Origin of the sequence: Gottfriedia acidiceleris (assembly GCF_050457485.1) — a bacterium.
Classification (GTDB): Bacteria; Bacillota; Bacilli; order Bacillales; family Bacillaceae_G; genus Gottfriedia; species Gottfriedia acidiceleris_D.
The window spans coordinates 180,197-196,034 of the sequence record NZ_JBCMJM010000001.1 but is presented as its reverse complement, the minus strand read 5'-3'; the positions used below and the strand labels follow the sequence as shown (position 1 = coordinate 196,034).

The following is a 15,838-nucleotide window of genomic DNA, read 5'->3' as shown; positions in this document are numbered from 1 at the left end:
CGGTAAGACATAGACCACATTTCAGCCAACCTGACAATGGCCAAAGTCTCAGAATGCGAACATCCAACAGTTGACCCCGTATTAATTTTGATATAAAGACTGTAATGCCAAATGTTCTAAATCTTTTTTTACATATATATCATATTGAGTATTCTCATTAAATCTCCTACCATTAAAATTCATCGGTAATTTCGTCTTATACTCAATTCCATTCTTCTTCAATTTACCAATAATTATAAAATAGTTTTGATAACCATACGTAGTATAAATTAACTTCCACTTCCGGTTTAAATATAATTGAATGAAACTATACAGTACTATAATGATAAATACATAGATTACTAGATTTAACATATTTAGTCCCTCCAATTTATACTTTTTATTTAACATATTAAATAGCTACTAGTTTTTATGTATGGATTTTAGAAAAAAATTATTTTAATGTATTCTTTCTATTTAAATAAAAAACACTCCAGTATATGAATACTGGAGTGTAAAAGTTATTAAAAGAATCCTAGTTTACTCGGTGAATAACTAACTAGCAAATTCTTTGTATTTTGATAGTGATCCAACATCATTTTATGCGTTTCACGACCTACTCCTGAATTTTTATACCCACCAAATGCTGCATGTGCAGGATATGCGTGATAGCAGTTTACCCAAACTCGTCCTGCTTCGATATTGCGTCCGAATCGATAAGCAGTATCCATATCGCGAGTCCATACACCCGCTCCTAATCCATATAATGTATCATTAGCGATTTCCAATGCCTCTTCTTTTGTTTTAAAAGTGGTAACCGAAACAACAGGACCAAAAATTTCTTCTTGGAATACTCTCATTTTATTGTTCCCTTTAAAAATGGTAGGGTTTACATAAAAACCATCTTTCAATTCTCCATCAAGAACATTGCGACTACCACCAACTAAAACTTCTGCCCCTTCATTCTTTCCAATTTCAAAATAAGATAAAATCTTATTCAATTGCTCGTGTGAAGCTTGAGAACCGATCATTGTTTGAGGATCCAATGGATTTCCTTGTTTAATCGCTTTAACACGTTTTACTGCTCTATCCATAAATTCCTCATAAATTGATTCATGAATAAGCACTCTAGAAGGACAAGTACATACTTCTCCCTGATTTAAAGCAAACATCGTAAAGCCTTCAAGTGCTTTATCGAAAAATTCTTCATTGTCTACTACATCTTCAAAGAATATATTAGGAGATTTACCACCTAATTCTAATGTAACAGGAATTAAATTCTTTGAAGCATATTCCATAATTAGTCGCCCAGTAGAAGTTTCACCAGTAAATGCAATTTTCGCAATTCGATCACTTGAAGCTAATGGTTTACCTGCTTCAAGTCCAAATCCGTTTACAACGTTAACAACTCCAGGTGGCAATAAATCTTGAATTAGTTCCATTAAAACTAATACTGAAGTTGGCGTTTGCTCAGCAGGTTTTAAAACAACACAATTCCCTGCAGCAAGGGCTGGTGCAAGCTTCCATACAGCCATTAATATTGGGAAGTTCCATGGAATAATCTGTCCGACAACTCCTAATGGCTCTTTATAATGATATGCAACTGTATCACCATCAAGTTCACCGAGTGATCCTTCTTGCGACCTGATACATCCAGCAAAATAACGGAAATGATCTATTGCTAAAGGAATATCTGCAGCTAAAGTTTCACGAACAGGTTTACCGTTTTCCCAAGTTTCAGCGACAGCAAGATATTCTTTATTTGCTTCCATACGATCAGCAATCTTATGTAATATATTTGCCCTCTCAGTTACTGACGTTCTCCCCCATTTACCTTTTGCACCGTGTGCTGCATCAAGTGCTTTTTCGATATCTTCTGAAGTCGATCTAGCCACCTCACAAAAGACTTGTCCAGTTACAGGCGATACATTTCCAAAATACTGTTCTCTTACTGGTCTTACCCATTCCCCACCAATAAAATTGTCATAACGATTTTTAAACGTAATTAATGAACCAGATTTTCCAGGTGTTGCAAATACCATAATGATTCCCCCTTAATAGCTTGTCTCTTTATAAACCTATGAATGCGTATTTATAACTATGACTAATAATAGATATTTTGTTTAATAGAAATTTTTTGATTCAGAACTCATTATTAGGTAGAATGATAGAAGTGAAAAAAATCTGTTAGAAAATGAGGGGTAACTGTGCGTAAAAACTTCGTAGATATTTTATATCTCCTTGTTGGATCAGCTATATTTGCAGTCGGTGTTAACTTCTTTGCAATACCGAATAAATTAGCTGAGGGTGGCTTTACCGGCATTACGATGATTACTTATTATCTATTTAACTGGTCACCTGATGTCGTATATTTTGTTTTAAATGCTTCCTTGTTAATAATTGGATATAAATATTTAAAGAAACAACTAATAATTTATACAGTTATATCCATCGTAGCGATTTCATTTTTCTTACGTATTACCGACGGTTATGGCGTACCTACAAGCGAAACTTTACTAGGCACTATTTTTGCTGGTGTTTTAATTGGTCTGGGGTTAGGAATTGTCTTTCGTGCGGGTGGCACAACAGGAGGTTCTACTGTTCTTGCTCAAATGGTACATCAATCCTTTGGGTGGAGTATTAGTAAATCTTTACTTTTATTTGATCTAATTGTCGTTTTAGGTGGTTATTTTGTAATCGGCTTTGAGAAAACATTATATACTGTTATTTCTATTTATATCGGTATTAAAGTTTTGGATTTTATTATGGAAGGATTAAATCCTAAAAAAGCGATTACGATTATTTCCGATCAAGCAAATGAAATTGCACAAATCGTATCAAATGAAATGAATCGAGGCGTAACGATTTATCCTGCAAAAGGCCATTTCTCTGGCCTAAGAAAAGAGTCCTTATACATTATTCTTAATAATAAAGAACTATTTGAGCTAAAAAAAATCATTCACACAATTGATCCAAAAGCATTTGTCGTTATACATGATGTAAATGATGTACTAAAGGCTGGTTGAACTAAATTATTAAGTAAAACTCGGAATATTAAAAAACAAATCACTATAAGTAATCCAACTTAAGTGATTTGTTTTTTATTTTCGTTACACTTTTTGTATTAAGTTCTTAAGCGCTTAGCCTCTCTTTTCCCTTCTCTCTGTCAATAACCTCTCATTTATTCCATCGAGTTCCTTTTGTAGCTTGACGATTTTTGAAATTTGAGCTTTCTTTTCTTCATCCGTATCTTTTTCTTCTGCATTCATTGCAGCTATTTCTAGTTGTAATTTAATTCGTTCATTTAATAAAGTTTGCTGATCGTTTGAGATGTTCTGTCTTCCGTTCCAATCTGCAAAAGATCCTTTGAATTCATAAAGATTTCCATTTTCAATATGAATTACACGATTTGAAACCTTTTTTAGTAAATATGGATCATGGGACACTACAACTACTGCTCCAGGATATGCAGCTAATGCTTCCTCAATTCTTTCTCTCGTGTGTATATCTAAATAGTTTGTTGGCTCGTCAAGCACTAGTAGATTAGAATCAGAAAAGTATAACTTTACGAAAGCAACTCTACATTTCTCACCCATACTTAGTTGAGCAATATTTTTGTAAACATCCTCTCTTCTAAAAAGGAAACATGCTAAAATTGTTCTTGCTTCTGTTTCAGTCATATTTGGAAGTGATAAAATTTCATTTAAAATTGTTGAATCCTCATTTAACGCTTCAAGCTCCTGCATAAAATAACCTATTTTTAATTGAGGATTATGTCTTACAGATCCATTATTAGGAATCATTAATCCTGTTAATAATTTTAAAAATGTAGATTTTCCAGAACCATTTTTTCCGATTACAGCTAATCGATCTTCTCGATTTAAAATAAAATCAACTTGATTAAATAACGTTTTTTCCTCATATGAAAAATCAACTTTTTCAAATGTAATCATTTGTTTTGCTGAAAATGAATCATTTTCAAAGCTCGCTGAAATTGTTTTAACTTCTTTTGGTTTTTCTACTTTTCTTTTTTCTAATCGATCTAAATCCTTTTCTTTTGATTTAAATCTTAATGCGTTTTTTGCTGCTTTTTTCTTAGCAAATGGATCACGTTCACTGGCTGCATTATGCGAGCTTGTAAACCATTGTTTATATTGATTAATTGTTTCAATAAGCTTTTTCTTTTCCGCTTCTTGTTTATCATATTGTGCTTGCTGAGTTTTTAGCTCATGTTCTTTTTGGATTTTGTATGTTGAATAACCACCATTATACTTAAATGTACCACTTTCAGTTAATTCAACTGTAACAGTCGCAACATCATCAATGAATTGTCGTTCATGAGAAATAAAAAGTACACTACCTTTAAAGTTTTGTAACCATTCCGTTAACCATTGGATTGACTCAGTGTCCAAATGATTTGTTGGTTCATCTAAAATTAATAGCTTTGGTTGCTTCATCATTACTTTTGCTAATTTGACTTTTGTTTTTTGTCCACCACTTAAATGACTGAATGGGATATTCCACAACTCTTGCGGTAATTGAAATTTCTTCAAAACTTGATCTATTTTTGTTTCCCAATCATAGCCATCTAATTCTAAATATTTACTTAAACTCTCGTTATATTTAGCAAGGTTTTCTTCATTTGACAAATCAAGTAAATACTTTTCTAAATTCTTTTTGATGAAAGATCGCTCATGATCAAACGATTCGATCACTTCCCTTGCTGATAAGCCTTCCTGATTCTCTTCATCTGTTAAAAGCCATCCAATTTCATCTTTTGAATAGTGAATTTGCAGCATTCCTTTTTTCAATGGAATATTACCTAAAAGGGCATTAATAAATGTTGACTTTCCAACACCATTTTCACCAATTAATGCTACCCTTTCACCTTCTTTTATATCTAAGTTTCCATTTTTAAAAATTGTTTTACCGTTTAACTCTATTTCTATATTCGATGCTTTTATAATAAACATATACTTCACTCCATCCGATTTTAAAAGATTACTCTGCTTAAAAATTCAATCTGTTTTCGAAAGTATTTTTTAACGAGAGAAAATAAAAAACACACAAGCAGTATCTGCCTGTGTGTAAATTGGATGTGATTTAATAAGCCGTGTATATATAAAAATATATACGTTAGAATATTTTTCAAATGAAACGTAATAGTAAATAAACCATGCATTTAAGACAATGGATTAATTTAATATTAGTATAGGCTCATAAATAGACATAGTTATCCAATTTCTCTGATTTCAGGCAGAGTACTTTCTTGCTATAAAATTCGTTAGCTTAAAAAGTTATCGGATATTGTACATAGTGTCTAAATTTGATGCCTCCTTAAAAATATTAATTTAATCTTAGCTTACTTTTAGTATGATTTCAATGCTTTCTTTTTATTCTTTCCAAATTAATGCCAATTCCTTACTCAATTTCTTTCTTAATTGGCGACTTTCTAATCGTTTAAATGCTAATTGCTGTAATTTAATTTCTTCCTCAGTTTCTGGAATTACCTCTACTACTTTATGTGGTTTTCCATCTTTTAGTGCAACAAATGTTACAAAACATGTTGCAGCAACTCTTTTTTCACCTGAAAGTAGGTCTTCGGCAGTCGCTCGAACAAATACTTCCATTGAGCTAGAGCCTGTTAAGATCACGAACGATTCATAATATATGCAGTCAGTTTCACGAACAGGACATAAAAATTCTACTGAATCCATCGATGCGGTTACACATTCCATTCTTGAATGCTTTGTAGCTGAAATGGAGGCAATTAAGTCCATTGCGGCAAGCATTTTTCCTCCGAATAATGTACCATGGTTATTTAAATCAGTTGGAAATATTCTACTACTATCAAATACTCTGGATTCTTTTACATATCTACCATTCATCGATTTCACCCTATCATTAAATAATTGAATAATATTTTTCTCGAACTTTTTTCGCAGATTTTACCATATTTGATAAGGCATCTATTACCTCAGTTTCATTACGTGTCTTTAAACCACAGTCTGGATTAACCCAAAATCTATTTGCATCACACACTTTTAAAGAACTAATAATATTTTCTTCCATTTCCTCAACCGACGGTACCCTCGGACTATGAATATCATACACGCCTAATCCAATTCCAAATGGATATGGGGACTCAGATAAATAAGTAGAAAATTCTTGATGACTTCTTGCATGTTCAATTGAAATTACATCGGCGTCTAATTGAATAATGGTGTCCATAATATCGCTAAAATTGCTATAACACATATGAGTATGTATTTGCGTTTCATTTCGGACACTTGATGTAGCTAAACGAAATGCTCTCGTTACCCAATGTAAATATTCATCCCAATCTTTTTGCTTCAAAGGTAACCCTTCTCGAATAGCAGGTTCATCAACTTGAATAATTGAAATGCCAGCAGCTTCAAGTGCTTTTACTTCTTTACGTAAAGCTAATGCAATTTCATTTGCTATTTCCTCTCTTGTACGATCCTCACGAACAAACGACCAATTTAATATTGTAACTGGACCAGTTAACATCCCTTTGACTGGTTTAGCTGTTAAGCTTTGTGCATACTCAGTTTCATTTACAGTAATTGGCTTTGTAAATTCCACTTTACTAAAAATAATTGGCGGTTTAACACAGCGCGATCCATAAGATTGAACCCATGCTTTTTTCGTAAATGCAAATCCCTCTAGTTTCTCACCAAAATATTCAACCATATCCGTACGCTCATACTCACCATGTACTAATACATCCATATCAATATTTTCTTGAATTTCAATCCATTCTTTAATTTTCAATTTAATTTGATTCATATATTCTGAATCATCAATTGTTCCTTTGCGCCATTGCTGTCTTATTTGTTTAATTTCCTTCGTTTGAGGGAAACTTCCAATTGTAGTCGTTGGTAAAATCGGTAAATTCATTACTTTATTTTGTAATGGATATCTTAATTGGAATGGTACTGGTCTTTTAAAATCTTCTTCATTAATGGATTCCAATTCATAACGAGTTGAATGATTTTTTTCGCTAAGTTGTTTTAAATTTACTAAACAATTACTTGCATATTTAACTTCATTATCAAACATGCTCGCTTTGTTTATTAATAAACTTTTTAGTATCACTAACTCTTCTAATTTTTCATCGGCAAACGATAATGCCTCGAACAATGTATCATTTAATAAATTCTCTTCAACTTTTGTAACTGGTACGTGAAGTAAACTACAAGACGGTTGAATCCACCAATCTTTTGGACTTATTTCTTGTTTAAGAGAATTTAAAAATTCAATGGAATCATTTAAATCATTTCTCCAAATATTACGTCCATTAAGTATTCCAACACCTAGTACCTTGTCATTTGGAAATCCGTACTCAAGGATCGACTGAAAATTTCCATCTTTACCATGAACAAAATCAAGACCAATCCCTGCTACTGAAAATGAAATTAGTTCTCTATATTGTTCAACTGCTTCAAAGTAAGTTTGAAGCATAATTGATAATGTAGGTACAGCTTTTGCGATTTGATCATAAACTTCTTTCATAAAACGGATATCTTCGCTTGATTCTTCTAACACAAAACATGGTTCATCAATTTGAACCCACTCAACACCTTCACTCTCTAGCTCTTTAAGCATTTGTATATAAAGGTTTACTAGATTATTTATTATGTTTCGTTTTTCTTCTTCCTGGTAACCTTTCGCTAACTGTACAAATGAATAGATTCCTAGAATGACAGGTTTCGTTTTTATACCAAGCTCAATTAATGCCTCTTTGTATGCTTCTAATGGCTTATTAAATAATAATCTAGATTGCTTTTCTTTTTGATATTCAGGAACGATATAATGATAGTTTGTATTAAACCATTTCGTCATTTCACAAGCTACGATGTTTTTACTTCCTCTTGCTAATGCAAAATATGTATCTAGACTTGGTCTTTCATTTAGATCACCAAATCGACTAGGAATCCAACCAAACATAGTAGCAAAATCTAACACATGATCATAAAACGTAAAATCATTTACAGGGACTAGCTCTACACCTAAATCGTGCTGTTTCTTTATTGAACTTAATCTCAGTGATTTCATTTCTTTTTCAAATTCTTCTTGATTAATTTTCTTTTGCCAAAAGCTTTCTAACGTTTTTTTCCATTCACGATTTTCACCAATTCTCGGATATCCTAGATTACTTATGTGTACCACTTTTACCCTCTCCTTTTAACTAAAATAAAAAAGCATTTTTATCTCATAAGAGACAAAAATGCCTTTAAGTTGGAAAACATAAATAATTAGAATACGTAAACTTAAGCTTTCTTTCCATAAGGCACCTCCCTATCTCTCGTAGGTCAAACAGCGTCGTTAGAATAGGCAGGTCTCCTGACTTAAGAATCTTTGTAAATAAAAGCCTTACCTATATTAGTAAGTGGCATCATCTTATTTACTCCTCTATTACAGTGGCGGGACCGTGTTGGAATTAAACCAAACTTCCCTTTTAAGTAAATGATTTCAAACTTTGAACTTCATTTACACCTATTCCCTACTATTTAGTTTTCATCATTTTGTCATAAAATACAAAAATAGTCAAAATATTTATTTTTTATTTTTGTACTATTTTAAAAAAATTTTTTATTTTGGATGTCGATTTAGTGATTCAGGTAATTAAAAAATGCGTTCGTATAATAATCTCATCCAGTTTAAATACTGTTTGATCTAATCATACGAACGCATTGATTGTTTATAAAATTTATATTTTTAATGTATAGCTATGTTCAAATGAACATCTAACCATCAAACTAAGTGATGTACTAGTTAGCTATTTCTTCATCTGCTTGAGCATCTAGTGGTTCACGTTTTCCGATACCAAAGGCATAGAAACAAATGACAAGGATTGCCAAGAAAATAATCCCTACAATAAGTGAGATACGTGTGTCATCATTAAACCACATACCGATTAATACCAAAACTAAATAGGCTAATGTTAAGTAGTTAGTAAATGGTGCAAAAGGCATTTTAAAAGGATGATTTTTTATTTCATCTCCCTTTACTTTTCTAAAACGAATATGACTAATTAAAATGACAAACCACGGGATCATCCCAGGAAGTACACTTGCACTGTATACATACACGAATAAGTTTTTTGGTGCAATAAAATTTAAAATAACGCCAATTATTAAACCAATTAGTACACCAATCGTACCGAATAAAGGCACTCCGTTATTTGAGACTTTTGTAAAATATTTTGGTGCTTGTCCATTTATACCTAATGTATAAAGCATGCGTCCAGCACTATAAATACCACTATTACAACCAGACATTGCAGCAGTAATTACTACAAAGTTAATAATTCCAGCTGCAGCTGTAATACCAAATTTGGCAAAAGTTACAACAAACGGGCTACCAATCGAATTTAGTTGATCCCAAGGGAAAACTGTTACAATTACAAAAATAGCACCAATATAGAAGATTAAAATACGCCAAATAAGACTTTGAATCGCTTCTTTTAATGTTTTTTTCGGATTTTCTGCTTCTCCAGCAGTAATACCAATTAATTCAACGCCTTGATAAGCTCCAACAACTAGTGAAAGTGCAAAGAAGAAACCTGACCAACCACCAGTAAAGAAGCCGCCATTTTTCCAAAGGTTAGATAAACCAATCGCATTTCCTCCGTTTCCAAGACCGAAGAAAATAAGACCAAACCCTGCAACAATCATCAATAAAATTGTAACGACTTTAATCATTGCAAACCAAAATTCAAATTCACCAAATGATTTAACAGAAATTAAATTAGCTGCACCTAGAATCACAATTGCAATAATTCCTGGTATCCAAGCAGGTAGATCTGGAAACCAGTACTTCATATATGCCCCAACTGCTATAATTTCTGACATCCCAACAATAACCCACTGGAACCAGTTACTCCAAGCAGTCATATACCCTGCTAAAGGGTGTATATATTTATGGCCAAATGTCGCAAATGAACCTGTACTTGGCTCTAAGTATAGCATTTCCCCCATTGCACGCATTATGAAGAAAATAAAAATCCCCGAAATTGCATATGCAAGCATTACTGATGGGCCTGTCCAATGAATTGTACTCGTCGAACCCATAAATAAACCTACACCGATTGTACCGCCTAAAGCAATCATCTGAATATGGCGCGCTTTCAATCCTTTTTTCAATTCCTTTTGTGCCATTCTATTTCCTCCCCTTTTCTGATGAAACAAGTGTCACTTTTTGAATCAATCTTTAAAACTTCTCCCCTAAAACCATTACTAACTTATTAAGAATATTTACAGTTAAAAAGCTTCTTTATTTTCCTATAATTAACTTATCTTTCGAATTGAACTAGGAATATTCTCCTTATTTTTCTTACGTAAAATACTAATAAAATAACCAATAAAACCACCAATAATAGCTGGAAATATCCAACCTAAACCTAAACTATACAACGGGAGGTACTTAGTGAAGAAATGATGAATTACTTCAATTTGTATTCCAGCTGAGTTTAACCCATCAAAAAGACTGACAATAAAAGTTAAGATCAAACTGCCTTGATACACTTCTGACCTACCTTTAAATGTATAGTGTAAGAATGTTAAGAAAATTAAGGATATAGCAATAGGATATAGTGTCATTAATACAGGGATTGAAACTTTAATTAGCTGTGTTAAACCTATATTTGCTATAAGTGTACTAAATACAGTCATAATGATCGCAATTTTTTTGTAAGAAATGGCTGGAAACAATTCATGAAAAAAAGTAGAACAAGCAGTGATTAGACCTACACTCGTAGTCAAACACGCAACTGTAATCATTAAACCTAATAATATTGCCCCATAAGAACCAAAATAATAATCTGAAACTTTCGCTAAAACTTCAGCTCCATTATCTAATCGACCAAGTTTCTCAACACTTGAAGCGCCCATATAAGAAAGAGCAGAATAGATTATTGCTAAAAGTGAAGCAGCTATTGCTGTTGACTTTCCACAAACGATCATAAGCTGTTTTTTAGAAGTAACTCCTTTTCCTTTAATTGCGTTTACAATAATAATTCCAAAAACAAAAGCTACAAGAGCATCCATTGTTAAATAGCCTTCTTGGAAACCTTTAAAAAACACATTTGTTGTGTATCCTTTAAATGGCTCTTGAAATTTCCCAATTGGATGAACAATAGCGATAACAACAAGCAATCCGATAAACGTTAATTTAATAGGAGTTAGAAATTTCCCTACTACATCAATAATCTTTGTAGGATTAAGTGATAACAAGCATGTAACTGTGAAAAATAAGATTGTAAATATGATTAATGCACCAGGACTTGCATCATTTGATAAAAAAGGTTTAACGCCAATTTCAAACGATACATTCCCTGATCTAGGGATAGCAAAAAAAGGACCAATTGCTAGATAAAGAACCGTAGTAAATACAATACCAAACAACGGATGTACACGTCTAGCTAAAGATTGCAAATTTTTTTCACCTGAAAAAACAAAAGCTGTAACTCCTAATAATGGTAATCCAACTCCAGTAACTAAAAAGCCTGCATTGGCTATCCATACGTTTTTTCCGGCTAACTGTCCAAGTATGGGTGGAAAAATTAGATTTCCTGCTCCAAAAAACAGTGCAAATAACATAAAACCTAGAATGATTATAAAAGTATTAGGTACTCTTGGTGACATAAACAACAACTCCGATTAATAATTTGTATAAAGTTCATAATTGGACTAATTTTCAGACCAAACAATCTTACCTCACATTTTCATCAAATTCAATAAAATTATATTATAATAAGATATTGTTTCTTTGCATGATTATATTTTGTCACAAAATTTTCAAATATATAAAACCCAATTCAATTGATTCTCTTTAGATTTGTTGCTTGTAGTGCAATAAAGTTGGATTTAAGTGATATATTAGTCACAAAAAAAGCACCCTAGTTGATAAACTTGGGTGCTTTGCTTTTTTGCTGTTGAAATACAAGCGTGTCTATTTATTACCAAATTTTCGTAAAAGGAGTAGAATGATGTTGATTTCCACTACAGGATNNCTTCCCGCTTATCCCATAGGAGTCGAGCATCCCTTTCGTTCCAATCAACTTTTTCATCTAAACAATGGTTACACTAAAAACCTAATTTAATACCCTTTACTTAGTGTAGCGTAACAGTTTTTTAATCAGTTTATAGGTCAATTATGATTGACCATTGTATTAATAATTTGAACTTGTTTTCTAAAAATTGCTCTTAAATATTCTTAACTTCACAAGTATAAACATTATTAGAGTTTGTTGATCTTTTAAAACTGCTCAAACATATTAACCTTTAAAATCATTATTAGAATCATGCAAAAATGAATAATATTATCAATAAGGTTCACTCAATAACGATTAACCATTTTATATTTCAACATTGTGCAAGTACCCCTGTCGATAAAACTGGTATGCCTTTAATACCTAGTTCTATTTCCCTACTTTTTTTAAGCAATCAATGGTTATTTCAAGATCCACTTTCATATTGTGACCTTGTAGGAAGAACAGTATTTTAAAAGTTATTGAATATAATCATAAATATTCTTTACTAATAATAAACAGGTTACTGCAATAAACAAAGCACGAACATAACCGCTTCCCTTTTTTATCGCAAATTTCGATCCACAAATCGCACCAGCAATTTGTGCAATTCCCATTATTATTCCATAAGTGTAGTTTACTTGTCCTAAAAACATAAACATTAACAATCCAGCAATATTACTACTAAAGTTTAAAAATTTTGCATTGCCTGCAGACTTTAAAAAATCAAAACCAATTAACAAAAAAGCAAAAATTAAAAATGAGCCTGTTCCAGGTCCAATGAACCCATCATAGAAGCCAATGGCAAATATCGTCATTAAAAAAATAATGAATTGATAATTGGATAAGTTTTTTTGTGTTGAAATGCTTCCCCAATCTTTCTTGAAAATAGTAAAAATTGCTACTGCTCCGAGCATAATTAACATTAATGGCTTAAGCATTTCAGGATTTAACAAATGTACAGTGTATGCACCCAATAACGAGCCAACAAATGAGAGTGGAAAAAATTTAAGCACTGATTTTAATTCGAGTTTACCAGAACGATAAAACATAAATGTACTTGTTAGAGAGCCAATTGTCGCTGCTAATTTATTGGTAGCTACTGCCGCGGCAGGATTAAGTCCAGTGAATAATAATGCAGGTAGTGTAATCAACCCACCACCCCCAACAACAGAATCAATAAATGAAGCTAAAAATCCAAAACAAATTAAAATAATTAATAAAGATGAGTCTAGATGCATTTCTATCAACCTTTCCATATAGTCACTACTGAAATGGTAACTAACAAATTGCCATCTGTAAATAGTTATTGTAAATTTATTTTATAATCAAAAAATAGGAGTGCGAAAAAATGGAAGATCTAGTGCAACAGTTCAAAAAATTAGGTTTTAACGAATACGAAGCTAAATCTTATGTATCACTAGTTAAACAAGGTCCTGTAACAGCTTACCAAGTAAGCAAGGACTCAGGTATACCAAGAGCACGTATTTATGATGTGTTAGGTAATCTTGTTGAAAAAGGAATTGTCTTGAAAGAGGAAATAAATGATACGGCACGATATTCACCTCTGCCCGTAGATATCTTTTTAAAGAAGGCCCAATCAGAGTGGCAATCAACTTATTCTGTAATAAGTGACTCTTTAAAAGATCTAGAATCATTTGGTGAAAAAGTGGACAACCGTGTAATTACTTTAAAAGACTATAAAACGATTATTAACTATTGTGAGACGCTGATAAAAAAAGCTGAAAAACGGATTGTGATTTCTATGTGGGACGAAATGTATGAGGTTTTGAAAAAAGAACTGGTTCATGCGACTGAAAAAGCAACCATACAAGGAATTACACTACACGTCGAAAATCCAATAGGAAATATTGAAAGTCATCGCATTACACCCTTTACTGAGACTAAGTCTACGGATCATTGGTTTATTTTGTCGATTGATTCTAAAGAAATGATTTATGGACCATCAATTGAGGAGCGTAGTGTTGCTTTTTATACAAATGATCCAGTTCATATTTACTTATTAGAGGATTATATATGGCACGATGTACTAGTAAATCGTCTTGTTCGACGTAGCCAAGACGATTTAGAGCAATGGATTACTTCTGAGCGAAGAGCCTTTTTCATGGAATAATAATAAGCAAATTCAACGAACAAATAAAATAAAGCATAAGGATCTTAATGAACTTATGCTTTGTTTCCAGTCTATTGTCTGTTACACACAATTTGGTTAATAACTTTTTTCAATGCTTGAATTTAATCTTATAATTTTTAATACTGACAATACCTTAATGCTTATTTGATTAAGAACTGTTTATTGATGAGCTAGGCTGCTATCTGGCAATTTCTTAAGTTTTCTTAAGTAAGGAATCATTAGGATAGCACCCATAAAGAACGTGATCCCCTCAGTAAGTGTTAAAGACCAAATTATGCCATTTAATCCATAAAAATGATGCAAGATGATGACAACCGGAATGAAAAGAACACCTTGTGTAATTGACATTATTCCTGTTGCAAGTCCTTCACCAGACGCTTGGAAAATACTAGTGAATAAACCAGTGAATCCGTTAAAAACAGATGAAATAAGTTGAGCTGTTAAGATTAATGCTCCAATACTTAGCACTGCTGAATCGCTTGTAAATAAACCAAGTACTTGAATCTTAAAAATATATACAATTCCACCAAATACAATTGAGATTCCACCAATCCATAATGTTAACTCTTTTAATGTTTCATATAAACGTGGTTTATTTTTCCCACCAAAGTTATAAGCAATTAAAGAAATAGCCCCTATAAATAAGCCCATCGTTATAAACTCTGGGAGTTGTGCAATCCTTACTGCAATTCCAAAGCTTGCTACAACATGCTCACCGTATTTAATGGAGTAGTTGTTTAATAGTAAAGTTGTAACAATCATAAATGACATTTTAAATAACTCTGGAACACCGACTTTATAGATTTCTAATTGATCGGTTATTGATACTTTCCAATGCTTTATGAAACCTCTTAATGTTTCACTTTTTCTTTCTAAAAACCAAATGTAATATATGCTTGCTGCGATATTTGCTAAAACCATTGAAAGGGCAGCACCCATTACATGTAGGTTTAAAACTAAAATGAATAACACATCAAAAATAATGCTAAAAACAACACTAATAAACATCCCATACATCGATTCTTTTGCTGCACCTTCAGAACGCACAATTTGTTCTAATGCAAAGTTCAATATAAATGCAAAGCCACCAATAAAAAGCGTGATTGTATATTGTTTTGTATAAAGTAATGTTGTAGCGTCCGCTCCTAACAAATGAACAATTGGATTAACAAATAATAAGGCAAGTACTGCAATAATCAATCCACATATAATGCTCATATAAAAAGCATAGCCAGTTACCGACTTCCCTCTCTGAAGATTCCCTTCACCTAAGAGACGAGTAACAAAAGTTCCTGCACCAACCCCAAATATATTCCCAATCGCCATTAGTACTGTAAAGATCGGTAAGCCTAATGTAATGGCGCTTAACATCGCAGTATCATGAACTAAACCGATAAAAAATACGTTTATTAAGTTATATATTGTACCAGCAGAAATCCCAATCATCATTGGAATACATAAACGAGCTAACGCTTTACGTATCGGTGCATCTTTTAAATAATAAATATTGGATTGATCCACTTCAAATTCTTCCATTATATTCCATCCTCCCGAATCTTATCATTTTTATTTTGGTTTAAGAACATAATTTTTTTAGATACAATTAGAATTCTAACATTTAGATTTCTAACATTTTATCGATACGACCG

At 32.3% G+C, this 15,838-nt stretch carries 11 protein-coding genes and 1 riboswitch; of the genes, 2 read left to right on the top strand and 9 right to left on the bottom strand.

The window, feature by feature from the left end; genetic code table 11:
- Positions 1-81: 81 nt before the first annotated feature.
- Both ABEY15_RS00885 and adh read right to left on the bottom strand, forming a co-directional pair.
- Positions 82-354, bottom strand: coding sequence for a hypothetical protein (locus tag ABEY15_RS00885; RefSeq protein ID WP_429887816.1), 273 nt, complete (start codon positions 352-354; stop codon positions 82-84).
- Between the two features lie 149 nt (positions 355-503).
- Positions 504-2,021 (bottom strand): aldehyde dehydrogenase, encoded by a 1,518-nt coding sequence (gene adh, locus ABEY15_RS00880; RefSeq protein ID WP_429887814.1) that lies wholly within the window; start codon positions 2,019-2,021, stop codon positions 504-506.
- 165 nt (positions 2,022-2,186) lie between these two features.
- Here adh and ABEY15_RS00875 point away from each other — a divergent pair, with 165 nt between their 5' ends.
- The gene (locus ABEY15_RS00875; RefSeq protein ID WP_097978678.1) at positions 2,187-3,005 is read left to right on the top strand and encodes a YitT family protein; all 819 of its coding nucleotides are present in this window, start codon (positions 2,187-2,189) and stop codon (positions 3,003-3,005) included.
- Between the two features lie 114 nt (positions 3,006-3,119).
- Here ABEY15_RS00875 and abc-f read toward each other — a convergent pair whose 3' ends face one another.
- The 6 genes from abc-f to ABEY15_RS00845 form a co-directional block, all read right to left on the bottom strand.
- Complete coding sequence (gene abc-f, locus ABEY15_RS00870) at positions 3,120-4,952, bottom strand: ribosomal protection-like ABC-F family protein (RefSeq protein ID WP_429887812.1); 1,833 nt, start codon at positions 4,950-4,952, stop codon at positions 3,120-3,122.
- A 420-nt stretch (positions 4,953-5,372) separates the two neighbouring features.
- A complete protein-coding gene (locus ABEY15_RS00865; RefSeq protein ID WP_429887810.1) occupies positions 5,373-5,867 on the bottom strand; it encodes an acyl-CoA thioesterase in 495 nt (164 codons plus the stop codon).
- Between the two features lie 16 nt (positions 5,868-5,883).
- Positions 5,884-8,172, bottom strand: coding sequence for a 5-methyltetrahydropteroyltriglutamate--homocysteine S-methyltransferase (gene metE, locus ABEY15_RS00860; protein ID WP_429887808.1), 2,289 nt, complete (start codon positions 8,170-8,172; stop codon positions 5,884-5,886).
- A gap of 147 nt (positions 8,173-8,319) precedes the next feature.
- Positions 8,320-8,518: riboswitch (cobalamin riboswitch) on the bottom strand.
- A 256-nt stretch (positions 8,519-8,774) separates the two neighbouring features.
- Positions 8,775-10,163, bottom strand: a complete 1,389-nt coding sequence (locus tag ABEY15_RS00855) for an amino acid permease (protein ID WP_429887807.1) — start codon at positions 10,161-10,163, stop codon at positions 8,775-8,777.
- A gap of 129 nt (positions 10,164-10,292) precedes the next feature.
- The gene (brnQ, locus tag ABEY15_RS00850; RefSeq protein ID WP_429887806.1) at positions 10,293-11,648 is read right to left on the bottom strand and encodes a branched-chain amino acid transport system II carrier protein; all 1,356 of its coding nucleotides are present in this window, start codon (positions 11,646-11,648) and stop codon (positions 10,293-10,295) included.
- 865 nt (positions 11,649-12,513) lie between these two features.
- Entirely contained in the window at positions 12,514-13,275 is a 762-nt protein-coding gene (locus tag ABEY15_RS00845) for a TSUP family transporter (RefSeq protein WP_429888231.1), read from the bottom strand.
- A 110-nt stretch (positions 13,276-13,385) separates the two neighbouring features.
- On the opposite strand from ABEY15_RS00845, the gene ABEY15_RS00840 reads away from it, so the two are divergent.
- Positions 13,386-14,168 (top strand): TrmB family transcriptional regulator, encoded by a 783-nt coding sequence (locus tag ABEY15_RS00840; protein WP_429887805.1) that lies wholly within the window; start codon positions 13,386-13,388, stop codon positions 14,166-14,168.
- A 180-nt stretch (positions 14,169-14,348) separates the two neighbouring features.
- Here ABEY15_RS00840 and ABEY15_RS00835 read toward each other — a convergent pair whose 3' ends face one another.
- Entirely contained in the window at positions 14,349-15,710 is a 1,362-nt protein-coding gene (locus ABEY15_RS00835) for an MATE family efflux transporter (protein WP_429888229.1), read from the bottom strand.
- Positions 15,711-15,838: the final 128 nt, after the last annotated feature.

Coding starts and splice junctions, on each gene's coding strand:
- ABEY15_RS00885 (WP_429887816.1), bottom strand. CDS start 354: ATGTTAAATCTAGTAATCTATGTATTTATCATTATAGTACTGTATAGT.
- adh (WP_429887814.1), bottom strand. CDS start 2,021: ATGGTATTTGCAACACCTGGAAAATCTGGTTCATTAATTACGTTTAAA.
- abc-f (WP_429887812.1), bottom strand. CDS start 4,952: ATGTTTATTATAAAAGCATCGAATATAGAAATAGAGTTAAACGGTAAA.
- ABEY15_RS00865 (WP_429887810.1), bottom strand. CDS start 5,867: ATGAATGGTAGATATGTAAAAGAATCCAGAGTATTTGATAGTAGTAGA.
- ABEY15_RS00855 (WP_429887807.1), bottom strand. CDS start 10,163: ATGGCACAAAAGGAATTGAAAAAAGGATTGAAAGCGCGCCATATTCAG.
- brnQ (WP_429887806.1), bottom strand. CDS start 11,648: ATGTCACCAAGAGTACCTAATACTTTTATAATCATTCTAGGTTTTATG.
- ABEY15_RS00845 (WP_429888231.1), bottom strand. CDS start 13,275: ATGCATCTAGACTCATCTTTATTAATTATTTTAATTTGTTTTGGATTT.
- ABEY15_RS00840 (WP_429887805.1), top strand. CDS start 13,386: ATGGAAGATCTAGTGCAACAGTTCAAAAAATTAGGTTTTAACGAATAC.